Here is a 23,368-nt window from a genome sequence, read left to right as displayed (position 1 = left end):
GTTATATGAAAAGATTAACGATTTTAACCGCGTTAATCATCCCTATATTTCTTTGTACCTCTTGGGGGTTCTTTGCACATCAAAGGATAAACAACCTTGCTGTTTTTACTTTGCCTTCTGATATGATCGGTTTCTATAAAAAGAATATCAAATACATTACCGAACATGCCGTCGACCCGGATAAACGCAGGTATGCTGATACGCTCGAAGCACCACGGCATTACCTCGATGTGGAGAATTATGAGAAAAATATTGATAGTATTCCCGAAAAATGGGATGATGCCCTGGCTAAGTACGGCAAAAAAAAACTAAACACTGATGGTATTATCCCCTGGAATATACAGCGTAGTTATTATGGTTTAGTTAAAGCCTTTAAAACGCGCGATTCGATAAAAATCCTAAAATATTCTGCAGACCTGGGCCATTACATTGGCGATGCACATGTTCCTTTACACACTACTGCTAACCATAATGGCCAACTTACCAACCAGGTAGGTATACATGCCTTTTGGGAAAGCCGTTTACCCGAATTGTTTTCAACTCATTACAATTTTGTTGTTGGCAAAGCAGATTATATTGAAAACCCATTACAAGAAATCTGGAGAATACTTAAACACACGCACAGTTTGGTTGATACGGTATTAAATTTCGAAGCTGAACTGAATGCATCATTTCCTTCCGACAAAAAGTATAGCTTTTCTGAGAGGAATAATACTGTACTGAAACAATACGCTATAGCATATTCAAAAGCTTACCATACTAAAATGAATAACATGGTAGAAAAGCAAATGCGTGCTGCTATATTAAAAACGGGATCATTCTGGTATTCTGCCTGGGTTGATGCAGGTCAGCCAGTGCTTAAAAACCTGATTAAAATAGCGTTATTACCTGATGAGAAAACAGAAAGTGAAGCGGTAGAAAGGAAATATCAAAATGGCTCCCTAATTGGTAGGGAACTATAATTATGCCTTTGTATCCTCTCCTTCAATAATTGCCTCAATCTTTTTAGGTTGAAAACGGCTTCTGATGGCTGCCCAGATGGCGGGAACAAAAGTTACCACAGCAATAAAAATAATAACCAGTTCGAAGTTATTTTTAATTGCCGGAATTTGCCCTAATACATAACCGCCTAACAATAATGCAAATATCCAGGCTACCCCACCAATAATGTTATAATAGGTAAAACGACCGAAAGGCATTTTGGCTATTCCAGCTACAAATGGTGCAATAGTCCTAAAAATTGGCAGAAACCTACTCAACATAATGGCCTTACCACCATGTTTCTCAAAAAATTCGTGAGATTGATGATAATATTTAAGCTTCAAAATCTTATTTTTTTCTTTAAATACACCTGCACCTAAAACACTTCCAAGTTTATAGTTAACTGTATTCCCTAAAATTGCTGCTACAATTAGAATAACAAGCATGATCCAGATATTTAAACCAGTTTCATGTTCGCCTGCAATTAAAGCGCCCATTGCAAAAAGCAACGAATCGCCAGGAAGGAACGGTGTTACCACAAAACCAGTTTCGGCAAAAATAATCAGGAATAAAATGAGGTAAGTCCAGGTACGGTATTCGTTAACAATTTCAGCTAAATGTACGTCTATATGAAGAATAAAATCTATAAGCTGCTGTAGTAGTTCCATTTATCTAATTTTGGGCAAAAATATGAATATCAAAGGGATTAAATGCTAGTATATTGCAATAAAATTAGTTAGCAGAGATGATTCGATTTTTAAGTTCTCCCTTTTTATCGCCATCAAATAATATAAGGTAAACTCTACCATTATTAATATTAAGAGAATCTAAGCGTGTTACCACAGGCGGTGGGTTTGTCGCAGTAGGGCTAGTTAATTTAAAGGCAAATTTCATGTTTTTATTAACTTTAACCTTTAAAGTTTTAATCGCTCCATACGCAATTGTAGATTCTACAGGTTTGGCTGTATTAGTGCTATCGGTAATTACAACACTAGAGCCTAGTGTATAACCAAGATTTAAAAAAGTTAGTTTAGCTGAATCAAGATCTGGTTTTACATCATCGGTATAAACTTTCAATTTTGCAGGATCGCCAGTTTTTTCTTTATAATAGAAAACAGAATAATTCTGCCCGATTTTAAATGTTTGCTCTCCTAGTGAAGCTACATCAACACCAGTATTTATATTTCGTGTGGTTATATTATAAGCAGCATCGCCTGCAACGACGACATAACTTGTGTTTGTATTGTAAGCAACAGGTGTTCCTATTTGTATTCCGTTTAAATAGAAACTTTGTGTAGTATCAGTTGAAGCAGCCTGAAAGAATCGAACTTTAGCATCACCTTCAATTAAATTATCATTTTTGATGCATGAGCTGATTAAAACGGCAAGTATAAGAAGAAGAAATATTTTAAGAAACAATACTTTGTTTTTCATAATTAATCGCTGATGCTAATAAAACGTAAAGATAGCAGAAAGCATATTAAACTTTGAAATTAATTATCGGTAATGATATGTGCTTCTAAGGTTGCTGCTGTTGTGCCACTAAACCAAATGGAATATATCTTTCCCCCTTCTAAAGCCGTACTTTGAATGGTTTTAACATTACCAGAACCCACTACTGTATATCTCAAATTAAATCCTGTATCTACTGCAAAATAGTTAGATGCTTCTTTAAAAGCCAATCCATTAACAAATTGGGTACCGCCCTGTACCATAACATTTATGCCAGTGGCAAAATTTGGCGTCAGATTAATTAGTTTGATTTTAGCTTTATCTGACTCTGTATTACTTAAATTATCTTCATAACTCACTATTTCCATCTCTCCTTTTTTATTGGTAACCAAAAAAGTAGTGTAAGTAATAGATGGTGTAAAGTTTAAAGAGGTATCAGTAGTTGTATTATTTGTGCCGGCATAAGAAACGTTTCTATTACCAGAAGGTATTTTTACATAATCGCTGGTTTCGCCAAAGGCTAAAGCAACAGTGGTTAGTTTTTCATTATCTAAATAAACATCCTGATGCACATCTGCCTGCGACGCATTGACCATTTTTACCTTGGCCTGGCCTTTTACTACTTCATCTGGATTGTCCTTTTTACAGGATGATAGGCCTATACTACATAAGACAGCGAGCAAAATCAGTGATTTCGAGAGATTGTTATAGATTTTCATTGGTTGTGTTAGTTGATTATAAACAAAAATGGCTCGGTCAAAAACCAAGCCATTTTGTTGATAAAACTAATAAATTAGTTTTTTTTAATAACTATTATTTAGCATCACAGGCATCACCAACATTAAAACATCCTCATTTTCATCATTGGTTTGTGGAATTAAAAGCCCCGCTCTGTTTGGTGTTGAAAGTTCTAAAGTAACTTCATCACCACTTAAATTACTCAACATTTCGATTAAAAAGCGTGCATTAAAGCCTATTTCGAGGTCTTCACCATCATATTGGCAGCTTAAACGCTCGTGTGCTTCATTAGCAAAATCTAAATCCTCTGAAGAGATATTTAATTCGCTTCCGCTAATTTTCAGTCTTACCTGATGTGTCGTTTTATTCGCAAAAATTACAACCCTACGAAGTGTATTTAAAAACAAACTTCTGTCGATAATTAGCTTGTTAGGGTTATTGGTTGGAATTACCGCCTCATAATCTGGATAACGCTCGTCTATTAAACGACACACTAAATTGATATTTTCGAACTTAAAGAAAGCGCTTGTTGCATTATAATCTACTGATACATTAATATCAGTTGAAGGTAAAGCAGCCTTCAAAAGTGTTAAAGCTTTTTTAGGGAGAATAAATGAGGTTGCTTTATCTGCCTTGCTATCCATACGGCGGTATCTCACCAATTTATGTGCATCGGTAGCTACAAAGGTAATGTGCTGAGGGGATAATTGACAGAATACACCCGTCATAGCCGGGCGCAACTCATCGTTACTTACCGCAAAAATAGTTTTTGTAATGGCTTCAGTTAAAACAGACGCAGGTAAGTTTACAGAAGATGCGTTTTCCACTACTGGAATCTTCGGGAAATCATCACCATTTTCACCACTTAATTTATACTTACCATCTCCGGCACTGATCTCGATCGCAAAAGTACTATCATCGATATTAAATGCGATGGGCTGATCTGGCAATGTTTTAAGCGTATCTAATAAAATTTTAGATGGAACAGCTACTTTACCTTCTTCCTTTGATTCTACAGCCAAAGCAGTTGTCATGCTGGTTTGCAGATCGGTAGCAGAGATAGTTAAGTTTCCATCTTTAATTTCGAAGAGAAAATTTTCTAATATAGGCAAAACCGTACTGCTGCTTGATGCACCATTTACGGTTTGTAAGTGTTTTAATAGAGTTGATGTGGATACAATAAATCTCATGATATTATTTAGTCTTCTTCAAAAATATAAAAATTATTTAGCGTACTTGTATTTGCGGTGATAATGTTGAAAAATCGCAAAGAATATTAACAATAGCAAGGGTGCCACCACATTTATAAATTGCCATTTCGTTTTTTCGAGCTTAATTTTGGCTTTATCCAACAATCTGATTTTTACTTCTTTATTTCGTAGCGCAATTAAGTTGTCGTTATCCGTAAAATAATCAACAATATTGAGCAATAATGCCTTATTACCAAAAGTACGCTGCGAATAACGGTCGAAACCTAGTGGGAAAGGCGTTCCATTTTGCTCCGATACCTGGTTTTTAAAAATATCACCATCTCCTATCACAATCATTTTAGCCGGTTTACTTATACTTTCCAGGGTGTAAGGTTGCGTAATGGTAGCTGGTAAGGGGCGCCCGGCAAAAACCGATGGAAAATTACCTTCTAACATTAAACCAACATGCTGTGGTTTACTTTGGAAAGACCGTGGATCTAACTGTTCACTCACCATTTGCAAGCTAAACAATTTCGGCACATTATACACTTTATTATAGGGAGATGTAGCTAAAATATACGATTTCTTTACGCTTTTAACACCAATAGTATCTACTGTACTGGGAAATTCAGATTTCACACCATCCAGCTTTTTCACAACACTTTCTACAGTATCGGGCAATAAAATCGGGTAGTAAATCCAGGGCACCAATTGCATCTGGTTCTGCCCACCCACAACACCCGTAGAAACCGGGATCTCGGCACTGTTTGCCGGATCGGCAATAATATTATAATTAATCCTTGCACCATACATAAAAAGCATATCATCAAGGTTCAAATTACTGTTAACTGCCATCTGCCCACTTTTTCCCCGCAAGCTATCCAATTCGGCACTTACCTGATCAATACTCCAAAGTACCCTCCCGCCGTTCATTACGAAATAGTTGATTTTGTATTTCTCAGTTTCTGTAAAAGGTTTTTTGGGTTTGGCGATAATCAACATTTTCAATTTATCAAGCCCTGTTTTATCTATACTATTTAAATCAATACGGCCAACCAGATAACTGCTAGATAGGGTGTGAATGGCATCAGCCAATTGTAAATCAGATAGTTCACCATTTGATTCCGAGAAGCCAATCCGAGGGTTATCACCCGAAAGTACTTTCTTTAAACTCGAAGTAAAAATATACTCCAGGTTTTCAATAGAGCGGTTTATATTGTCTTCGTAATTTCCGCGGGTATCCAGATTTTGAAAGAGTTTAATGGGAAATTCCTTCCCTTCGCTTTCCATCATCGCCATCGGAAATACGAGTTTCTGCGTTAATCCACTTTCAGTTTTAACACTTAAATTGGTTGCTTCTATTCCTCTTTCGTACAAATTATTGATCACTGTATCTTGATCGGCCTGATTAAGTCCCGCTATCGGGTCGACAAAAACCACTTTAACTTCTGTTTTAGCATAAGCCTGATAATCAGATAAAATATCCGACACCGCAGCTTGCAACCTTTTAAAAGCAGGTGGTAACTCTCCCGCTAAAAATACAGTAATGATTACCGGTTTTTCATTTTGCTGTAGTAATGTTTTTGTTTTTCCACTCAGCGTAAAACGTTTATCGGCTGTAAAATCAAAACGATGAAAAGCGTACTGACCCACGATATTTAAAATAATTAACGCGGCTATAACGATGATAGCATTAAGCCATTTATTCTTCAGCTTCATTATCGTTTTCCTCCCATTATTAATTTGGCGAACAATAAAAACAGCACAGAAAATGAAATAAAGTAAATTAGATCTCTGGTGTCTAAAACACCACGGCTTATCGATGTATAATGTTGATTAATCCCTAAATTGCTAATGATATGCTCCATACTTTGAAATGCAGCAAGCTGGCTGCTGTAATCAAAACCTAAAAAAGCGAATGCACATAAAGTTGCACTGATTACAAAGGCAATCACCTGATTTTTAGTCAATGCCGATGAGAAAATGCCTATGCATGTAAAGGCAGCACCCAATAAAAATAAACCGATATATGAGCCAATAACCGATCCTGAATCGATATTTCCTTCAGGAAAACCCAGTTTTGAAATGCTGTAGTAATAAATTAATGTTGGGATTAAGGCAAATAATACCAAAACCAAACTCGCCAAATACTTTGCTACGATGATCTGCCAGATTTGAATAGGCTTGGTAATCAAAAGCTCATAGGTTCCCTCTCTCCGCTCTTCGGCAAAAGAACGCATGGTAATAGCGGGAATAAGAAACATGAAAAGATAAGGCACTAAACTGAAAAAACCATCAAGTTCGGCATAACCATAATCAAGTACCGAGGTATCAGGAAAAAACCAGAGTAACAGGCCAGAAACCAATAGAAAAATGCCAATGGTAATATAAGCAACCATCGAACTTAAGAAACTGAATAACTCGCGTTTAAAAACTGCGTACATGTGCTATTAAAACGCCGAAGTTAACCATTTATTCCTGCAAATTTAAAAGGAATTGATTAAATGAATGTATTAGTAAATCAGCAATATTTAAATTTAAAAAGAGGCTGTATCATAAATTTCGAATTATCATCCTGAAGGATAATTTATTTTATAAAAATCGATATGAGTGACGTGTAATTGATTTCTTTTTCCATACACCACGATCTTGCCTCGGCTCGCCGTCGTCGGGCTCTTTCTTTTTGGCATCAAAAAGACCAGCACAGCTAGCTTGAATGCCACTGAAAACATAAAGATCCATGAAAAAACAAAAAATGCCGGCTGAAAATTTATTCATTCGTATTATAGTTTTCAGCTGCATTCATGAGGGCTTCGCCGTTTTCTTTTGAAGCCAGTTGTGCGGCAAGAACAGTGCAGCCCGAAAAATTTGTTAGGCCAGATTTAAGTAGAACGGGGGTACCGTGCTATGGCCTAGCTGGATGGAAATACAAAAGCAGTTAAAATAATGATTTGTAAAATAACGTCAATGATAGCCTGTCGAAGGGCTTAATTAAATAACATTTAATGTGTTTCGACAGGCTCACCATGACAAAATCTGAGGAGAAATTATCTTTGTGATACAACCTCCTCTTTATTTCCCGGTTTGGTTTAGAAAGAAAAACCTACGCCCACTGAGAAAACTTTATTTTTAAAGGTAATCTCATCAGAGAGATCTGTATCTGCTATACTGCTTAGCCCCAATCCATAGCCTGCATGAATATTAAAACCATTGTTTAATTGGTAACCAGCTAAAAAGTTTAGACCAAAATCGGTCCGTTTAAACTCTGATTCTGCCTCGCCAAATTTGATGTCTTCTTTTATCGACCCGTATTTACCATTTGCACTTAATGCATACGCAAAATAAGGTCCTGCACCCAGAAATACCTTACCAGCGCTTCCTACTTTAAAATTTGCCAATAAGTTTACCGGTAACTCCAGATATTTAAAGTTTAATGTTGCCTCTTCAGTAGTTGCAATGTCATTATCTTCGAAATCAATATCACCGCTGGCCAGTTTTGTTCCTTTGTTTATAAAAGTTAAACCCGGTTGAATTGAAATTACATCAGACAGCACAAATTCGGCCGTACCGCCAACATAATAAGATGTTTTTGCATCAAAACTTACCGACGCATTTCCTGATGAGATGGTCATGTTTGGAAAGGCTACCCCTGCTTTCAAGCCAAAAATTACAGGTTTGTTTGTTTGAGCTGAAGCTGCAAAGCCTAAACCTGCAACTGTTAATAAAGATAATACTAGTTTTTTCATCTGATTTTTTTGAGAGTTGTTTTTGAAAATTATTTTTTAGTTTCCGTGCTTTCGCCTATACGGCTAAACAGTACAATAATAAATAAACTAATTTGATAGTTAAAATTATTTTGTAAACGATGAAACCTTAAATAGCTGATAAACAAACAAAGCCCCCAATTTCTTGGAGGCTTTGGAATAAATTATGGTTTAATATTATAAACCGAAGGCAAATGCAGCGCGTAAGCCAATAAAGCCTGTAGAACCGCCATTTCCTGACCAATTTTCGTAACGTAAACCGAAATCTAAACTAGATTTATCGGCAACAGAAAATGATGCGCCTAAAGTTGGTGCAACTGCAAATAAAGTGCTACCACCTGTTTCAGTGCTAATTGCTGCACCTAGTTCACCGGCACCATAAAAATTACCACCAAAATAATATTTGGCACCAGCTTTTAATGGAATAACACCATAACTGGTTTTTTGCCCAAGAGCTTTCAGAAAATCTTTTGCATCTCCTGTAGCCATTAATGATAAATAACCAGCAGAACCAGTTAAATTTAAATCTTTAGCCACTGGATGCTCGTACTGCAATGAACCGCCTACGATTAAGGTATTTGAATTTTTTTCTGTCGGTAAACCAAATTCAGCACCAATGCTTAGTTTTTGAACCGCTCCTTCTGTTTGAGCTGAAGCTGCAAAGCCCAGGCCTGCAACCATTAATAAAGAAAGTAATACTTTTTTCATGTGATTTTTATTTATTGTTCGTTAATTATTTCGGATTTTAGACAATCATGATGCCAAAAACGTTACAAATAAAACCTGAAAAAGAAACTTTAAAACACAACACACTGATTAACTGAATGTTAAACAAAAAATAATTTATTCTAAAACGTTGTATTAAGTTATAAGATTTAGGAGCATTGTATTTTTTGACCACTAAATCAAACAATTAAACACAACAATTGTTTCACAGCCCAAACACATAAGCAAATCTGATCCCCGCAAATCCTTTTGTATCGGATCTGTTCAAGCCGATCGTATTATTCTTTCCTGTCCATGCTTCATAGCGGATGCCTAAATCGAGTTTATTTCCTCCTGAAAGTTTGAATTGATTGCCTATGCCGGGCGACCAGGCAAATAAGGTTTTCTGATTTTTATTTAAAGGCAATGCTGCGCCTAACTGCCCTTCAGCGTAAAAGCTTTCTCCCAGCTGATATTTCAAGCCAGCTTTAGCGGGTCCGTAAGTTAAATCCTGGACATTGAAAAGTTGATTCCGCCGACCAAAAAAGTTCATAAAACCTACATTTAAAGTCAACGCAAAATTTTCTGCAACAGGAAGATCAGCTTTTACAGATGCGCCCAGGCCAATTCCTGAAAGATTGGAAAAGTTACCTGATGGCAAACCTATTTCGGCACCAATACCAATATTAGGGGTATTTTGGGCTTTCAATGTAACAGGTGTTAAAAATAGAAGGACTATTAAGGTGTTTTTTATTTTTTGGCAAAGCATTAATTAAGCAGTAAGTTTTCTAAAAATATCTTCTAATGATTGCTGTTGGTGAGCTTTTTTCAAACCTTCAAGTGAGTTGTTAGCTACGATTTTACCTTTGCTAATAATGATGATGTCATCGCAAATGGCTTCAACCTCTTGCATAATGTGCGTAGAAATGACAACCGTTTTAGCTGCACCTAATGTTTTGATCAGCTGCCTAATATCAACCAATTGGTTTGGGTCTAAACCAGAAGTGGGCTCATCTAAAATTAAAACTGCAGGATTATGGATTATCGCCTGGGCCAAACCTACCCTTTGACGATACCCTTTGGATAACGTACCGATTTTTTTATGCTGCTCTGGTGTTAAGCCTACCATTTTGATGACCTCTTCAATCCGTGCAGGTAAATTGGAAAGTTTATACGTTTGACCAACAAAATTTAAAAATTCCTTTACGTACATATCAGCGTAAAGCGGTGTATTTTCAGGCAGGTAACCAATATGCTTTTTAGCTTCAATGGCATCGTAAAGAATGCTTTTACCAGAAATTTCAGCCTCGCCTGAGGTAGGTTCTAAATAACCGGTAAGCATACGCATGGTTGTAGATTTACCAGCTCCATTAGGGCCAAGAAAACCCAAAATACGACCTGGACTGGCTTCAAAGCTAATCGAATCGACCGCCTTTTGCTTATCGTAATGTTTAGAAAGATTTTTAACTGAAATACTCATTTTATGTTTTTTACCACAGATTTGCACAGATAAACACAGATTTCATAATTGGTTAAACCGATCTGTGTTCATCCTTTCCATCTGTGGTTAGTTTATATGCGCTGAACTTAATTTTTTATTATACCTAAACTTATCCAGTTCTTCTGATGCCTGTGGTAAATTATCGCTAGATAAAATATCTGCACCATTGTTAACCAAATGATAATAAACATTTTTTACCGGACTGGCAATGGCGCTTTTATCGATATTCCCCATTGTGCCTAAAATAGTGGTAATGCCTTTGTTGTGCAGGTATTGGTACAATTCTTTATCCGGAGCAGAAACACCAACAAAAGCTACAATACGGTTATTGGGTATACCCAAGCTATTTAAACGTTTCAACTCAGCTTTCTTCTGCACAGAGGCTGAAATCATGAGTTCGGGTGCCAATTGATGCACCTCCTTGGCCTGATTGGCAGTATAGGTAATGATTATTGAATTACCTTCTACTTTATATTGTCTTACCTTTTCAATCACTTTGGCATAAGAAACACCCTTTTTCAAATCGATGGTTAATAAAACTTTTCCTTTGCTCCAGCTTAATACACTATCTAAAGTCGGGATTTTAAATTTTGTTTCTTTGCTCTCATCGTCTTTAAGATTAAAAGCCTTCAGTTCCTCATAAGTATAATTGCCAATCGGTCCTTTTCCTGTCGACGTACGATCAAGCTTATCATCGTGCATAATCACCATTACCGAATCTTTACTGTAAGCAATGTCGAATTCGATAATTACTGGATTATAAGTAGTGGCATTATTAAATGTTTCGATGCAGTTTTCAGGAAAACCAGGCATGGGACCACCACGATGGGCACTGATTAATGGAAAACGGTTTTCTGGCGACCATTTTAAGAATTGATATAACTCCGTTGGTGTATTAAACTTAATATATTGATGGCTTTTTTCTTCTGGTTTGCATGAGGTAAAAACTGCAACCATAACCAAAAACAGCAAATGATGGAATTTCATGCTTCAAAAGTAAGGTTAATTGGTTAATTGTTGAAATCGGTTAATCGCACTATCATATCAGTTTACCATTCATACTTTTAAATAATTAACCTTTACGCAAAGCCATTTTTGATGGCAAAAACAGCCAAACCTACCCTTGTTTTAAGTTCGAGTTTTTCACATAACTGATCGCGATAGCTTTCAACTGTACGTGGGCTACAGAACATTTTATCGGCTATTTCCTTATAATTAAGCTCAGTAACAGTATATTTTAAGAACTCTTTCTCCCGATCTGAAATTTTGATCTCAGCATCTTTGGTTTTATTCAGGCTGGAGAAAATGATTTTTGATGCCCAATCAGGATAAAAAAATCCGTTGATATTCAACTTTGTAAGCGCGTTTTCGAGTTCTACCGGATGCGCATTTTTTAAGAGGTAGCCTTTAGCACCGTTGCTAACCATTTTAATCACACTTTTTTCTTCACCCTGCATACTCAGGGCCATTACTTTTACCTCTGGATGGTGTGCAGTTACCCAGGTTACGGTTTCAAAACCATCCATAATGGGCATGCTAATATCTAAAAGTAAAATATCGGGGATTTTATTGCTGTTTTCGAAGTTTTTAATCAACTCTTTCCCGTTTTCACAAACATACATCACCTCAAAGGCTGCAAAATTATCTATAATGCCCTGAAGTGCTTTTGCAATCAGGATATGATCATCAACAATAACTATAGTTTTTTTCATGCCGGGCCATTTAAAATAATAGTAAGTGTAGTGCCTAAATCGGATTTGCTTTCTAAATTAAATTGTCCACCGATAATTTCGGCTCTTTTTTTCATGTTTTTTAATCCTATACCATCAGAAGTGATTTTACCATAATCAAAGCCTACACCATCATCCTGTATTTTTAATGCTAAAAAAACTTCAGGAGAAGAGTTTAACTGAATTTTGATATTGCTGCAATGTGCATGTTTTAAGCTATTTTGAAGAAATTCTTGTGTTATCCTTAATAATACATTCTTTTTTACAAACTCCAGATCTATACTTTCGAAATTGTGTTGAAAGGTTACCTTACATTTTTTCAAAGCATTGAGGTTGTTCACTTCTTCCTGTATTAAAGTTACAATTTCATTTTCACTTATATTATCGTTCGTTAAGTTTTTCGACAAACTCCTTAAGTCCTGCAACGATGAATTAATGATCTGATAAATCTGCTCAATTCTTTTACTCGCTTGAGGCACTTTGTTTTCGTGCACCAATTGCTGGGTATAAAGACTCACCAATGTTAATTTTTGCCCGATATTATCGTGTAATTCACGGCCAATCTGCTGCATGGTGGCCTGTTGTATTTCTAACTGGGTAGTTAAAAGTTCCTTCTGATGTATTTCGTTGGTGATTTTGATTTCATTCAGATATTCCCTTTTCCGTTCTTTATATTTTTTAATATAGACCATAATGGCGACTACAAAGAGCACGAAAAACAGGTTAAAAAGGATGATGGTAATTAAGAGCTCTGTTTTCCCCATATAAATGAAATTGAGAATAATACATACATTACAATCCCTGATACCAGAAAATAATCGAAATAAATATTCCAGATCTGGATATAAGCCCGCAATAACGAATAAAACGTAAGAAAAGGTAATGTACCGATATAGAATAAGGTTACGCCTAAATTAATATAAAACATTCTATTTTCTTGAAAGTTGAGAATGTTGATTGAGTTTACCTGATTATAATATTCTTTGATAACCAAAAACATTAGGAGTAAACATCCAAAAGTATAGCTAAAGGAAAAATATACTTTACTTTCCTTAAAGAATAATCTGCTGAGTATAAATGAAATTATGTACAACAAAGAGAGTATCCAAAATAATCTTTTATCCTTAAATGATTTTACGGCATAAAGCCAGTAAAAAAAGATAAACTGGAAAGGGATAACGATATAGTTATAATATTTAGTTTTTGAAAAGCTGATATATTCCCCTCCCCATTTCCCAATTACTTCACAGATAAAAATAGTGGTCAGATAATAGATAAAATACCTCCAATGTTGTCCCTTTAACCGTTTAAAGTAGCAAAACGCAATCAATGCAGCCCCTCCTTCAATCCAGAGAAAAATGTCGCTCAAAAATTTCTGGAAGTCGTTCATTTCATCAAGATATTAATAGGTTTCTATTGCTGAATCGGCTGGTGGAATGGTTTGTCCATGGTTTTGAGCCATTACCTCACGCGATTGACTGTCACTACTATCCGAACTTATGGCCATTAAGGTAATGGGTTGCTCTTTTTCTCTTTCTTTTAGAGGGAAAGTAGCACGGTCTAAAGGGTTAAAGTCGTAATCCTGGTAGCTTCCATCGCTGCTCTTTTTCTTTAAAGTAGGAATCATAACAAGTGTATGTTTTTGGGCATAATTTTTTCCTATCGATTTCTCATCCTCAAAACCATTCCATTCGTTGTCTTTTGGATAAGCAGCGTAATAGAAACGGATACCCAGTGCACCATCAGCAATGCGCGGGTCTGCTTTTTTACTAAAAAATTCGATATCAGCGATGAATTTTTTTAGGGTTTTTAAACCGAAAGAAACAGAATGGGCATCGTTTATTCCCAATACTTTATTAATTGCTGCTAAATGGTTGTTGCGGTAATTATCTACCATTTGTTGGATTATTGCCGGATCCATGGTATTTGGACGTCCCCGCCTTTCATTTGTTTTCATAAGATCGATTAGTTTTAGTAACAGATAACATACTAGTGCTCCACATAAAAATACGATAGCATAGCTAGGTAGATGTTGCATTTCCATAATTTTTTGAGTTTTAATTAAAGTTAACTTTTATTCCCAAATGTGATAAAACTTTTATAGATAACAGATGGGGTTTTCCCCATATTTTATTGTTGTTTTTACCGCTTTTTATTTTGTTGCTTTCACCATTGATTTCTAGTGGTTTACCTAAGGTTTTTCTGCGCCAACTGTTTCAACTTTGGATTAGTGTTTAACAACAAAAAACACCAATGGGAATAAGCCGAAAATCCTGAATAGAGTAGGCAAAACTTAAAAAACTTAAACCATGTCAAAAACCTTGAAAAAAGAAGAAAAAGTAGAGTACACAGGAAGATACCTTGTACTACTACCAGAAGGATCCAACACCTCCGATTCTATTAACCAGATCAATTCTATTAGCGGACTGAACCTAAAAAGCTCTTTAGAATTTGAAAACGAATTTTTCACAGATAAAGACCTCGCTAAAACTGATGGTATCATACTAGACAAGCTGGGAATTGCTATCGTAAACGAAAAACCGAAAATTGAAAATTCAATCAGCAGTTTAGGCGAAAGTGAAATGATTGTAGAAAAGGAAAGAGTAGTTTATGCTATTGGAATGCTGGATGAAAGTACCCAAAATTATGTAGAGGGTTACAGAGACGCGGTAAACCAAATGACCAACGTGTTGGTTGGAAGCGAAACAGAAGATTACAATTATGAAGAGCAAGAATCGGAAGTAGAATCTGTTGGTGCTACCTGGGGATTAAAAGCAACCAATGTTGTGCCAACCAGCTTTTTAAGGTACAACCCTTACAATGGTGCAGGCATTAAAGTAGCCATATTGGATACTGGTTTCGACTTTAGCCACCCTGATTTTGCTGGCCGTCCTGTTGTTCATCAAAGTTTTATTAGCGGAGAAAGTACACAGGATGGACATGGCCACGGTACACACTGTACTGGTACTGCCTGTGGTCCTTCTAGTTCGCCATCGGCAACAGAAAGATACGGTATTGCTTATGCCGCCAGTATTTATATCGGAAAAGTTTTAAGCAATGGTGGTTCTGGTGGAGATGGAGGCATTCTTGCCGGCATTAACTGGGCAATTGCCAACCGTTGTGATGTGGTAAGCATGTCGTTAAGAGGCTTTGTAACCGGAGCAGGCTATTCTGCTGTTTTTGAAACCGCTGCCGCCCGTGCTTTAGCACAAGGTACTTTAATTATTGCTGCTGCAGGAAATGATTCGGCACGACCAGGCACTGTTAGACAGGTAATGCACCCTGCAAATTGTCCATCAATAATGGCTGTAGGTGCTGTAGATGTAAATATGAACGTAGCGGCTTTTTCTAACGGAGGCCTTTACCCAACTTATGGTGCTGTAGATATTGCTGCTCCGGGTGTTAATGTGTACTCTTCTACAAAATTACCGACTAAATACGCAAGCTGGAATGGAACCAGTATGGCTACCCCACATGTTGCCGGTATTGCCGCACTATGGGCACAGGCATCGGGTCTGAGAGGGATTAATTTGTGGAGAAAATTAACCTCAACCGCGAAAACTTTACCTTTACCAGGCAGAGATGTAGGTGCAGGATTAGTACAAGCGCCTACAAAAACAAGATTGATAAAATACCCAATTGATAGATTCCCAATTGATAAATTCCCTATTTTAGTTAATCCGAAATTCCCTATCGATCCAATTGGCCCAATTGAAAAAATTATAAGATGAAAACAAAATGGTTAATATCTGTACAGGATGGGACTATAAACCAAGTAGTTAACGAGTTAAGCAAAATAGGTATCAAAGATACAGAAGCTTTAGATTCAATTGGTGTAATCGTAATTGTTCCGGGCAATCATAAAATTGCAGATATCAAAAAAATTGAAGGCGTATTAAGTGTTGAAGAGGAAAGGGACATCAGCATTTAAGCCAACAAAAACCTAATCACTTTCTTAATTTTAAAAATCGGTGTGACATTTAGTTACATCGATTTTTTTTTGCACCCTATATTTAAACATTAATAGTTTCACATTTCCTGCCACCTAAACCTGTATTGAAGCGAGCACGAGTGTAACGATTAAAGCGGAAAGCAGGAGCTCCGAAACCGATTAGCGCGACTATTGCTTTCCTAATTATTTTGAACCATATAAGAATTTAAGGACGGATAAGACACCTTTCGTCTGTTTCAGACCACCTAAGACACCTTATAACACCTAAGTTATGTGCAGAAATTCTAAAATCTGCAGTTCCTTTACCATTGATCAAAAACCTTCAGCCTTATACCTTTAAACCCTCCGCCTTTTTATTATCTTTGCTGCATTATGGCTCAAAAGAATAACGACGAACAATTTAAAAATGTAATATCACACGCTAAAGAATACGGTTTTGTATTTCAGAGCAGCGAAATATATGATGGCTTAAGTGCCGTTTACGATTACGGCCAATTGGGTGCCGAGTTAAAAAACAACATTAAAACCTACTGGTGGAAAGCCATGGTACAAATGCATGAAAACATTGTTGGGATTGATTCTGCAATTTTTATGCACCCTAAGGTTTGGAAAGCCAGCGGACACGTTGATGGTTTTAACGACCCAATGATCGATAACAAGGATTCTAAAAAACGTTACCGTGCCGATCAGTTATTAGAGAATAAAATTGATGAGCTATATTCGGAACTGGCCAATTTCAGTGCAGAAAACAAAGCAAAATTTGAAGAATTTCAACAAGAAATATTGGGCTTAAGTGATGAAGGTCAGGCGAGCTGGGTGCCAACATTTAAAGATGAGAAAACGATTTTAGATCACAGTAAATATCCTTTTGTTGAGGAAGCGAGCTGGAGATTCGTTAAAAAGGGTTTAACACTTGAGGTAGAAATGAACCTTGCGCTTAAATCTGAAAATTTAGCACAGCTAAAAGATTTAATTGTTGATTATAAAGTAATCTGCCCTATTTCTAAAACTTCTAACTGGACTGATGTACGCCAGTTTAACCTGATGTTTAGCACTCAATTCGGTGCAATGGCTGAAGGCAGCGATGAAGTTTATCTTCGTCCGGAAACAGCACAGGGCATTTTCGTAAACTTTTTAAATGTTCAAAAATCGGGAAGGATGAAAATTCCTTTCGGTATTGCGCAGATTGGTAAGGCTTTCAGAAATGAAGTAATTGCCCGCCAGTTTATTATGCGTATGCGCGAATTTGAGCAAATGGAAATGCAATTTTTTGTACGACCGGGTGAAGATAAAAAATGGTTCGAATACTGGAAAGAAGCTCGTTTAAAATGGCATAAAGCTTTAGGAACTCCGCCCGAAAAATACCGTTACCACGACCACGTAAAATTAGCCCACTATGCCAATGCGGCTACTGACATTGAGTTCGAATTCCCATTCGGATTTAAAGAAGTTGAAGGGATCCATAGCCGTACCGATTTCGATTTAAAGCAGCATGAGAAGTTTTCAGGCAAAAAAATGCAGTATTTCGATAACGACTTAAACGAAGAAGGTAAACCTTATGGCAATTACATTCCTTATGTAATCGAAACATCTATTGGTTTAGACCGTATGTTCTTGTTAACCATGATTAATGCTTTTGAAGAGCAGGATTTAAGCACCGATGATAAACAGGATAGCCGTACGTTATTGCGTTTACACCCAGCTTTGGCGCCGTACAAAGTGGCTGTTTTCCCATTGACCAAAAAAGATGGTTTACCTGAAAAGGCCCGTGAGATTATGGATACCTTGAAATTTGATTTTAACTGTATTTATGAAGAGAAAGATGCTATCGGTAAACGTTATCGCCGTCAGGATGCTGTTGGTACGCCTTTCTGTATTACGGTTGATCACCAGAGTTTAGAAGACAATACGGTTACTATCCGCCATCGCGATAGCATGGCGCAAGAACGTGTAGCCATAGCCGATTTAGGAAACATAATAGGATCAGCAGTGAGTTGGAAAACTTTGTTGGCCTAATTTTAACCACCTTAGACACCTGAGGGCGTCCAAGGTAGATTTATAATATTTGAGAGATCATAAAGTTAATTTTCCCTCAATCTGTCACGTTGAGCCTGTCGAAACGCTTTACTACAAATCTAAGTAGGTCCTTCGACAGGCTCAGTATGACAATCCTGTATCGGTGATACGCTTTCTTTTTGTGTACAAAAAATGAATTTAACCGAGCATTACCATAAACTTTATACCGAATCAATCGCAAAGATATCTGCCGGAAATTATGAAACAGATCATTTAATCGATTCAGATACCGATCAGCGTTTTGGAATCACACTGGTAATCAGGCCAGACACTGAAACTAAAGGTAAAATCCAACAGTTTTTAACTGAAGCAAAAGCAATTGAACCTGATCAATATTATTATCAGAATACCGACATACACATTACCCTAATGTCTATCATTTCCTGTTATGAGGGCTTCGGCTTAAAGGATATCGATGTTGAGGATTACATTCAACTCATCCAACAGGTTTTAGCCAGACATAAGCGTTTCAAGATTCAGTTTAAAGGACTTACGGCATCGGCATCCTGCATTTTAATTCAAGGTTTTTTAACCGATACCTTAAACGAAATCAGAGATGATTTGCGAGCTGGCTTTAAAAATTCAGATCTGCAACAGAGTATCGATAAACGTTATGCCATCCAAACCGCCCACGCTACCGTAATCCGTTTCAGATCGGAGTTAATCCATATAAACGCTTTGCTTAGTCTTATCGAAAAGTACAGGGATTTTGATTTTGGCACTTTCGAGGTGAGGCAAGTAGAATTGGTTTATAACGATTGGTACCAGCGCGCGAAATTTGTTAAAAAATTGTATCAGTTTTCTTTATCTTAGCATATTATTAATTAACCAAACAATTAACGCTCGTGAAAGTACCTTTCAAATTATCGCTACTGGCACTCATATGCCTTTTAATTACGTCATCCTGCAAAAAAGAAATCGATTACCATCAGGAATGGGCTTTATCTACAATGAGCGCAAAAGTTGATGGTGCTTTAGTGCAATGTACGTTAGCTACTGCCCAGGTTTATGATGTAGGTGGAGAAATAAGTGTCCAAATCTCGGGTAACAAAGGAATTAATACTGGCTTTAGTTTACTGATCAGCGGTTTTAAAGGTGTTGGCACCTATAATTTATCGGATAACAATATGGCAATTTACCTTTTGAGTACATCCGGATTACAAGATGCTTACATAGGCAATACATCAGGAAAAATAAAGATAACCAGTTACTTAGCAGACAAATACATTAAGGGCACTTTTGAGTTTAAAGGCGAAAATCAATCTACTGCAACAAGCAAAACCATCAGCGATGGACAGTTTATGATCAGTTTGGTTCCGGTTAAACTACCCGAAACCAATAACAGCACGAATAATTTAAGTGCAAAAGTAGATGGTACCACAATTGGTTTTACCGGTGAAGCAACATCAATCAACACTCCAATTATTGGGAATTTACTTACCATTGTAACTATAAATGGTGATAAACGAATGATTCTTTCTGTAATAGATTATAAAGGCGTAGGTACCTACGATCTCGTAACCGATGGAATTGGATCTTACATGAAAGACCAAACACCTACAGGCTCATTTACTGCTACAAGTGGTACATTGGTGATTACAAGTGAAGCTAGTGGTAAATTAAAAGGAACATTTTCATTTAAAGCACCAAATGAAAATACGACGATTAATACATCAGTAACGGTAACAGATGGTATTTTTGACCTACCCTTTAGCAAAAAATAAGTATTAACTTTTTAAAATATAAAACCGTTGGTCTAAAAATCAGCGGTTTTTACATTTAATAATCTATTGGTCACAAATAACTTTCAGATTTCATATTCATTTATCCGAATATTATATTTGTTTAAGCCAGAATCGCTTTGATATGAAAATCCCACAGAAATTTTTTGCCCGTCAACACGAAATTGCAGCAGATTTTTTAAAAGAGCTGGATAAACATTTAGATGATGTGGTATCGGGCAAGGCAACTGAGATGTTCGAAGTAAGGGATTTTGCCGAGCTTATTCACGTTCACCCCACACACTTAAGCAATACCATTAAATCGGCTACAGGCCACTCACCTTGTTATTTCTTTGAAGAACGTTTAATGGAAATTTCGAAATCGATGTTACAGAATGTAAGTATGCCTATTGCCGAAATTGCAAGGACACTAACCTATGATCCATCTAACTTTACCAAGTTTTTTAAACATTTCTCTGGCCAAACACCAAAACAGTACAGAGAAGCTTATTTCCAGTCTTTGGCCGCAAATAAGGAAATTGTCACCATATAAAACTTAAACAGTCACCATTTTTACTTAAGCTGTCACCATTTTTATAGCTGGTTTCCATCTAACTTTGTTTAACAAATTAAAAGAAAATGGAAACACAAAATAAAATCGCCCTGGTAACCGGTGGCAGCCGCGGATTAGGAAAAAATGCTGCTTTAAAAATTGCAGCAAAAGGAATTGGTGTAATTGTTACCTACCAATCTAAAAAGGAAGAAGCAGAAGCTACTGTTAACGAAATAAAACAGCTAGGGGTACGGGCTGCCGCGATACAGTTAAATGTAGCCGACACCAAAACTTTCGATGCTTTTTTCGTAACAGTTAGAGCTGTACTAAAATCTGTTTTTAATGCCGAAAAATTCGATTTTCTAATCAATAATGCAGGAATCGGCATTCATGCATCTTTTGCCGAAACTACCGAAGAACAATTTGATACTTTGATAAACATCCACTTTAAAGGGACTTTCTTTTTAACCCAAAAGGCTTTAACGTTATTAAATGATGGCAGTGGGATTATTAATCTTTCTACTGGTTTGGCGCGTTTTGCTACCCCTGGCTACGCAGCTTATGCATCGATGAAAGGTGCTGTGGAAACCTTAACAAGGTATGAGGCTAAAGAACTAGGTGTAAGAGGAATCAGAGTTAACGTTGTTGCTCCAGGTGCCATTGAAACTGATTTTGGAGGTGGTGTAGTGCGCGATAACGAGCAAATAAATGCAGGAATTGCCTCAAATACTGCCTTAGGCCGCGTAGGTTTGCCAGATGATATTGGTGGCGTGGTGGCCTTTTTATGTACTGAAGATTCGAGATGGATTAATGCGCAGCGAATTGAAGCATCGGGTGGTATGTTTTTGTAAACCTTACCCTATCTAAGTTTGTAGCTATAACTACTGTCTCAAATTCCCTCTCCTCAAGGAGAGGGATTGAACAGACACTGCTTTAAGTCCAAACATTAATAGGACGAGGTTCCGTACCAATCATGCTGATCTACCCGCGTAATTTCGGGCTTACCAATCTGGTTTAGAAAACGTTTAGCACTAACCAGGGTTTTGCTTTCACGTTCATCAAAGTTAACTGCATCTGGTTTCAAACTGTTAATCCTAACCATCCCAGCTGATTGAATAAACTCGCCATCGCCAATATAAATAGCAGTATGTGTTATTCTTCCTCCAGATGTTCCTTTCAATTTCGCCGCGGCAAAAAACAATAGATCGCCAGCTTTTAAATTTTTAAGACACTTGGTGAGGCTAATCGAATCTCCTTCTAAAACAGGTATATCTTCTCCAACCAAAGCTTGTTGCGAGGCGTCTCTCGGAATAATGATTCCATTCAGGAAATAGCTCGTTTTGGTAAAACCACTACAATCTACCCCTTTGATAGATGTGCCACCCCAAAGATAGGGCACGCCAATTAATGTTTTTGCAGTTGTCAAAATAGCTTCCGCATTCGGATTAGGTTTTTTCAGCCAATCCGAAAACAATTTGGCATCAGTTTTTTTAATGTAGCCCGTCCGTTTATCGGGAAAAACAACTTGATAATAAGCTTTTTCTTCGCCAGTTAATACTAAGATATTGCCATTTACTAAATCGGAAACACGTGAGGAGTTCATATCTGCTTTGCTAAAAGCATGCCCAAAATCGGAAGTAAAAATAATCCGTTTTGATTTTTTCCACTCCTCAAAAGCCGTTTTATCCATTATACTTACAGCAGTAGCATCAGTCCATGACAGGTAACCATCGGGTGTACGCACCAAATAGTAACCGCCTTGTTTCTTTAATACTTGCACAGGTGTGCCCAAAATCATCTGCGTCATCATTTCTGCTGCATTTTGAGGGGCTGCTCTATTGTTACAGACCGAAAGGTTGGCTAATCCATATTCCATCCCAGCTAAATTGTTTGAAGGAAGGAGTGTATTTATTTTAACGAAACCCTTAAAATCTTTGCTTTGGTTATTTAGTGCCTCGAGCACTTGCGCCGAGGTACTTTCTGCAAAAACAGTATCTCCTTTAAACTGAATATTAAAATAAACAGACCGTTTATCTGAGGCAAATTCTTTCTTTATCTGATTCGAAACTGTTCTAATTGCTGCCGTATCAACCTGCGCCTTTAAGGAAACCACAAAATTTAATAAACAGCCTAATATTAATATTCCTTTCATCATCGTTTTCTAAAACTAAAAATACGCATATTCACATTGCCTTATCAGGTAAAGGCTGTAACTAATTGCTTACGCGATATTATTTTAAAAAACGAGAAATAAAAAAAAATAAAAGACGTTATCCATGAAAATCATCCTATGTTTAAAATACTTCTACCTGCCCTTTTGCTCTTATTTTTTTCCAGCCAGGTTAATGCTCAAAAATGGACTGATGCCGAATTCCGCAAAGCCAATACCGCAGCAAATGCTTCTTATTTAAATAACGAAGAAAAAAACATTGTGATGTATATGAACCTGATCCGCCTAGATGGCGAAAAGTTTTATTATACGTTTTTAGAAGACTACATCAATAACTATAATGCTAAAGTGCGGAAGTATAGAAATTACAATGAACTCAGAATTACCAGAAACAATTCCTACTACACTTCTTTACTTAAACATTTACGTGGTGTAAAAAACCTACAGATGTTTTATCCTGATGATAAATTAACTTCATTAAGCCGAAGCCATGCACAGGATTTAAACAGGAATAATCTCGATACACACGAAAGCAGTAACGGGGATAAATTTTCTAAACGATTATCCAGATACTTTCCCAACAAGGCCATGAGCGAAAATATCGATTTCGGTTACTCGAACAGTTTAGATATTGTTTGCCACCTGTTGTTAGATTGTGGTGTACCTTCTCTTGGCCACCGCTTTAATTTACTCGATCAAAAATACAAGCTTAATACCGTTGGCGTAAGCATACAGCCCCACCCTTCTTATACCTGGTGCGCAGTAATTGATTTTGTTGCACAACCTACATATTACTCCAATAACGAGTAAAATATATGATTTCTCCACAGCAATT

The 23,368-nt window shown here is 36.8% G+C and carries 26 protein-coding genes; 9 read left to right on the top strand and 17 right to left on the bottom strand.

Annotation, left to right across the window (positions count from 1 at the left end):
• The first annotated feature begins 5 nt into the window (after positions 1-5).
• Entirely contained in the window at positions 6-962 is a 957-nt protein-coding gene (locus J7E57_RS24955) for a zinc dependent phospholipase C family protein (protein WP_215125786.1), read from the top strand.
• On the opposite strand, the gene J7E57_RS24950 is transcribed toward J7E57_RS24955, so the two are convergent.
• From J7E57_RS24950 to J7E57_RS24875, 16 genes are all read right to left on the bottom strand, one after another.
• Complete coding sequence (locus J7E57_RS24950; protein ID WP_215125787.1) at positions 963-1,649, bottom strand: DedA family protein; 687 nt, start codon at positions 1,647-1,649, stop codon at positions 963-965.
• 64 nt (positions 1,650-1,713) lie between these two features.
• Complete coding sequence (locus J7E57_RS24945; RefSeq protein WP_215125788.1) at positions 1,714-2,415, bottom strand: DUF4397 domain-containing protein; 702 nt, start codon at positions 2,413-2,415, stop codon at positions 1,714-1,716.
• Between the two features lie 59 nt (positions 2,416-2,474).
• Positions 2,475-3,152 (bottom strand): DUF4397 domain-containing protein, encoded by a 678-nt coding sequence (locus tag J7E57_RS24940; RefSeq protein WP_215125789.1) that lies wholly within the window; start codon positions 3,150-3,152, stop codon positions 2,475-2,477.
• A gap of 84 nt (positions 3,153-3,236) precedes the next feature.
• A complete protein-coding gene (gene dnaN / locus J7E57_RS24935) occupies positions 3,237-4,361 on the bottom strand; it encodes a DNA polymerase III subunit beta (protein ID WP_086545224.1) in 1,125 nt (374 codons plus the stop codon).
• 33 nt (positions 4,362-4,394) lie between these two features.
• Positions 4,395-6,080, bottom strand: a complete 1,686-nt coding sequence (gldG, locus tag J7E57_RS24930) for a gliding motility-associated ABC transporter substrate-binding protein GldG (RefSeq protein WP_215125790.1) — start codon at positions 6,078-6,080, stop codon at positions 4,395-4,397.
• A complete protein-coding gene (gene gldF / locus J7E57_RS24925; RefSeq protein WP_215125791.1) occupies positions 6,080-6,805 on the bottom strand; it encodes a gliding motility-associated ABC transporter permease subunit GldF in 726 nt (241 codons plus the stop codon). Before gldF ends, gldG begins: the two co-directional genes overlap by 1 nt.
• A 148-nt stretch (positions 6,806-6,953) precedes the next feature.
• Positions 6,954-7,139, bottom strand: coding sequence for a hypothetical protein (locus J7E57_RS24920; RefSeq protein WP_215166291.1), 186 nt, complete (start codon positions 7,137-7,139; stop codon positions 6,954-6,956).
• 311 nt (positions 7,140-7,450) lie between these two features.
• Entirely contained in the window at positions 7,451-8,107 is a 657-nt protein-coding gene (locus J7E57_RS24915; RefSeq protein WP_215125792.1) for a porin family protein, read from the bottom strand.
• Between the two features lie 195 nt (positions 8,108-8,302).
• Positions 8,303-8,833 carry a hypothetical protein gene (locus J7E57_RS24910; protein ID WP_215125793.1) on the bottom strand — a complete coding sequence of 177 codons (531 nt, stop codon included), beginning with the start codon at positions 8,831-8,833 and terminating at the stop codon, positions 8,303-8,305.
• Between the two features lie 223 nt (positions 8,834-9,056).
• On the bottom strand, positions 9,057-9,539 hold the full coding sequence (locus J7E57_RS24905; RefSeq protein WP_215125794.1) for a hypothetical protein: 483 nt from the start codon (positions 9,537-9,539) through the stop codon (positions 9,057-9,059).
• A gap of 63 nt (positions 9,540-9,602) precedes the next feature.
• Complete coding sequence (locus J7E57_RS24900; RefSeq protein WP_215125795.1) at positions 9,603-10,310, bottom strand: ATP-binding cassette domain-containing protein; 708 nt, start codon at positions 10,308-10,310, stop codon at positions 9,603-9,605.
• Between the two features lie 87 nt (positions 10,311-10,397).
• Entirely contained in the window at positions 10,398-11,318 is a 921-nt protein-coding gene (locus J7E57_RS24895; RefSeq protein ID WP_215125796.1) for a glycerophosphodiester phosphodiesterase family protein, read from the bottom strand.
• Positions 11,319-11,410: 92 nt separating this feature from the next.
• Positions 11,411-12,043: a response regulator transcription factor gene (locus J7E57_RS24890; RefSeq protein WP_029275396.1), complete on the bottom strand. Its 633-nt coding sequence runs from the start codon at positions 12,041-12,043 to the stop codon at positions 11,411-11,413.
• Entirely contained in the window at positions 12,040-12,825 is a 786-nt protein-coding gene (locus J7E57_RS24885) for a sensor histidine kinase (protein WP_215125797.1), read from the bottom strand. The genes J7E57_RS24890 and J7E57_RS24885 overlap by 4 nt, the downstream gene beginning before the upstream one ends.
• Entirely contained in the window at positions 12,804-13,451 is a 648-nt protein-coding gene (locus J7E57_RS24880; protein ID WP_215125798.1) for a hypothetical protein, read from the bottom strand. Before J7E57_RS24880 ends, J7E57_RS24885 begins: the two co-directional genes overlap by 22 nt.
• A gap of 12 nt (positions 13,452-13,463) precedes the next feature.
• The gene (locus J7E57_RS24875) at positions 13,464-14,018 is read right to left on the bottom strand and encodes a hypothetical protein (RefSeq protein ID WP_215125799.1); all 555 of its coding nucleotides are present in this window, start codon (positions 14,016-14,018) and stop codon (positions 13,464-13,466) included.
• A gap of 352 nt (positions 14,019-14,370) precedes the next feature.
• On the opposite strand from J7E57_RS24875, the gene J7E57_RS24870 reads away from it, so the two are divergent.
• The 7 genes from J7E57_RS24870 (at position 14,371) to J7E57_RS24840 (ending at position 21,214) form a co-directional block, all read left to right on the top strand.
• The gene (locus J7E57_RS24870) at positions 14,371-15,792 is read left to right on the top strand and encodes a S8 family peptidase (RefSeq protein ID WP_215125800.1); all 1,422 of its coding nucleotides are present in this window, start codon (positions 14,371-14,373) and stop codon (positions 15,790-15,792) included.
• Complete coding sequence (locus J7E57_RS24865; RefSeq protein WP_215125801.1) at positions 15,789-15,992, top strand: hypothetical protein; 204 nt, start codon at positions 15,789-15,791, stop codon at positions 15,990-15,992. Before J7E57_RS24870 ends, J7E57_RS24865 begins: the two co-directional genes overlap by 4 nt.
• A gap of 393 nt (positions 15,993-16,385) precedes the next feature.
• On the top strand, positions 16,386-18,029 hold the full coding sequence (locus tag J7E57_RS24860) for a glycine--tRNA ligase (protein WP_215125802.1): 1,644 nt from the start codon (positions 16,386-16,388) through the stop codon (positions 18,027-18,029).
• 192 nt (positions 18,030-18,221) lie between these two features.
• Entirely contained in the window at positions 18,222-18,902 is a 681-nt protein-coding gene (locus J7E57_RS24855) for a 2'-5' RNA ligase family protein (protein ID WP_215125803.1), read from the top strand.
• 32 nt (positions 18,903-18,934) lie between these two features.
• Complete coding sequence (locus tag J7E57_RS24850; protein WP_215125804.1) at positions 18,935-19,813, top strand: DUF6252 family protein; 879 nt, start codon at positions 18,935-18,937, stop codon at positions 19,811-19,813.
• A 142-nt stretch (positions 19,814-19,955) separates the two neighbouring features.
• The gene (locus J7E57_RS24845) at positions 19,956-20,363 is read left to right on the top strand and encodes a helix-turn-helix domain-containing protein (RefSeq protein ID WP_215125805.1); all 408 of its coding nucleotides are present in this window, start codon (positions 19,956-19,958) and stop codon (positions 20,361-20,363) included.
• 86 nt (positions 20,364-20,449) lie between these two features.
• On the top strand, positions 20,450-21,214 hold the full coding sequence (locus J7E57_RS24840; RefSeq protein ID WP_215125806.1) for an SDR family oxidoreductase: 765 nt from the start codon (positions 20,450-20,452) through the stop codon (positions 21,212-21,214).
• 95 nt (positions 21,215-21,309) lie between these two features.
• Here the strand turns inward: J7E57_RS24840 and J7E57_RS24835 are convergent, their stop codons facing one another.
• Entirely contained in the window at positions 21,310-22,518 is a 1,209-nt protein-coding gene (locus J7E57_RS24835) for an SH3 domain-containing C40 family peptidase (RefSeq protein ID WP_215125807.1), read from the bottom strand.
• Positions 22,519-22,653: 135 nt separating this feature from the next.
• On the opposite strand from J7E57_RS24835, the gene J7E57_RS24830 reads away from it, so the two are divergent.
• The gene (locus tag J7E57_RS24830; protein ID WP_215125808.1) at positions 22,654-23,343 is read left to right on the top strand and encodes a CAP domain-containing protein; all 690 of its coding nucleotides are present in this window, start codon (positions 22,654-22,656) and stop codon (positions 23,341-23,343) included.
• The last annotated feature ends 25 nt before the right edge of the window (positions 23,344-23,368 follow it).

Origin of the sequence: Pedobacter sp. ISL-64 (assembly GCF_018613605.1) — a bacterium.
Lineage (GTDB): Bacteria > Bacteroidota > Bacteroidia > Sphingobacteriales > Sphingobacteriaceae > Pedobacter.
The sequence above is the reverse complement of the archived record's forward strand: the minus strand, read 5'-3'. Positions and strand labels throughout refer to the sequence as shown.

What these genes read in the sequence shown, in the direction of transcription:
- J7E57_RS24910 (WP_215125793.1), bottom strand. Translation starts at nt 8,833, where the DNA reads ATGAAAAAAGTATTACTTTCTTTATTAATGGTTGCAGGCCTGGGCTTT.
- J7E57_RS24860 (WP_215125802.1), top strand. Translation starts at nt 16,386, where the DNA reads ATGGCTCAAAAGAATAACGACGAACAATTTAAAAATGTAATATCACAC.
- J7E57_RS24950 (WP_215125787.1), bottom strand. Translation starts at nt 1,649, where the DNA reads ATGGAACTACTACAGCAGCTTATAGATTTTATTCTTCATATAGACGTA.
- J7E57_RS24900 (WP_215125795.1), bottom strand. Translation starts at nt 10,310, where the DNA reads ATGAGTATTTCAGTTAAAAATCTTTCTAAACATTACGATAAGCAAAAG.
- J7E57_RS24920 (WP_215166291.1), bottom strand. Translation starts at nt 7,139, where the DNA reads ATGAATAAATTTTCAGCCGGCATTTTTTGTTTTTTCATGGATCTTTAT.
- J7E57_RS24865 (WP_215125801.1), top strand. Translation starts at nt 15,789, where the DNA reads ATGAAAACAAAATGGTTAATATCTGTACAGGATGGGACTATAAACCAA.
- J7E57_RS24875 (WP_215125799.1), bottom strand. Translation starts at nt 14,018, where the DNA reads ATGAAAACAAATGAAAGGCGGGGACGTCCAAATACCATGGATCCGGCA.
- J7E57_RS24835 (WP_215125807.1), bottom strand. Translation starts at nt 22,518, where the DNA reads ATGATGAAAGGAATATTAATATTAGGCTGTTTATTAAATTTTGTGGTT.
- J7E57_RS24955 (WP_215125786.1), top strand. Translation starts at nt 6, where the DNA reads ATGAAAAGATTAACGATTTTAACCGCGTTAATCATCCCTATATTTCTT.
- J7E57_RS24895 (WP_215125796.1), bottom strand. Translation starts at nt 11,318, where the DNA reads ATGAAATTCCATCATTTGCTGTTTTTGGTTATGGTTGCAGTTTTTACC.
- J7E57_RS24890 (WP_029275396.1), bottom strand. Translation starts at nt 12,043, where the DNA reads ATGAAAAAAACTATAGTTATTGTTGATGATCATATCCTGATTGCAAAA.
- J7E57_RS24915 (WP_215125792.1), bottom strand. Translation starts at nt 8,107, where the DNA reads ATGAAAAAACTAGTATTATCTTTATTAACAGTTGCAGGTTTAGGCTTT.
- J7E57_RS24855 (WP_215125803.1), top strand. Translation starts at nt 18,222, where the DNA reads ATGAATTTAACCGAGCATTACCATAAACTTTATACCGAATCAATCGCA.
- dnaN (WP_086545224.1), bottom strand. Translation starts at nt 4,361, where the DNA reads ATGAGATTTATTGTATCCACATCAACTCTATTAAAACACTTACAAACC.
- J7E57_RS24845 (WP_215125805.1), top strand. Translation starts at nt 19,956, where the DNA reads ATGAAAATCCCACAGAAATTTTTTGCCCGTCAACACGAAATTGCAGCA.
- J7E57_RS24830 (WP_215125808.1), top strand. Translation starts at nt 22,654, where the DNA reads ATGTTTAAAATACTTCTACCTGCCCTTTTGCTCTTATTTTTTTCCAGC.
- J7E57_RS24945 (WP_215125788.1), bottom strand. Translation starts at nt 2,415, where the DNA reads ATGAAAAACAAAGTATTGTTTCTTAAAATATTTCTTCTTCTTATACTT.
- gldG (WP_215125790.1), bottom strand. Translation starts at nt 6,080, where the DNA reads ATGAAGCTGAAGAATAAATGGCTTAATGCTATCATCGTTATAGCCGCG.
- J7E57_RS24840 (WP_215125806.1), top strand. Translation starts at nt 20,450, where the DNA reads ATGGAAACACAAAATAAAATCGCCCTGGTAACCGGTGGCAGCCGCGGA.
- J7E57_RS24870 (WP_215125800.1), top strand. Translation starts at nt 14,371, where the DNA reads ATGTCAAAAACCTTGAAAAAAGAAGAAAAAGTAGAGTACACAGGAAGA.
- J7E57_RS24940 (WP_215125789.1), bottom strand. Translation starts at nt 3,152, where the DNA reads ATGAAAATCTATAACAATCTCTCGAAATCACTGATTTTGCTCGCTGTC.
- gldF (WP_215125791.1), bottom strand. Translation starts at nt 6,805, where the DNA reads ATGTACGCAGTTTTTAAACGCGAGTTATTCAGTTTCTTAAGTTCGATG.
- J7E57_RS24880 (WP_215125798.1), bottom strand. Translation starts at nt 13,451, where the DNA reads ATGAACGACTTCCAGAAATTTTTGAGCGACATTTTTCTCTGGATTGAA.
- J7E57_RS24885 (WP_215125797.1), bottom strand. Translation starts at nt 12,825, where the DNA reads ATGGGGAAAACAGAGCTCTTAATTACCATCATCCTTTTTAACCTGTTT.